Consider the following 384-nt stretch of genomic DNA (forward strand, 5'->3'; position numbering starts at 1 on the left):
CACGACGGTAATATCTACCGTGCCGCTGCCGGACGGTGCCGTTGCCGTAATTTGTGTCGCGCTGTTCACAGTAAAACTGCTGGCGTTGCTCAGGCCGAACTTCACAGAAGTCGCACCCGTCAAATTTGTACCCGTGATCACCACGGAGGTGCCACCCGCAGCAGGGCCGCTCGACGTCCCCAGGCTACTCACCGTTGGCGCACCGATATACGTATATTGATCGCCGGCACTCGTCGCACTCGTACCACCACCAGTCACGACGGTAATATCTACCGTGCCGCTGCTGCCGGCCGGGGCCGTTGCCGTTATTTGTGTCGCGCTGTTCACAGTAAAACCGCTGGCGTTGCTCAGGCCGAATTTCACCGCAGTAGCGCCAGTAAAATT

Annotated in this window: 1 protein-coding gene; it reads right to left on the bottom strand. The window is 58.6% G+C overall.

Annotated features, from left to right (window positions below; all coding sequences use genetic code 11):
• Positions 1 to 384 (bottom strand): IPT/TIG domain-containing protein (locus tag QN359_RS19845; RefSeq protein WP_323493433.1); only part of this gene is annotated, 384 nt, incomplete at both ends.

It is taken from the genome of Undibacterium sp. 5I2, assembly GCF_035019605.1.
In the GTDB taxonomy this organism is placed as follows: domain Bacteria; phylum Pseudomonadota; class Gammaproteobacteria; order Burkholderiales; family Burkholderiaceae_D; genus Undibacterium.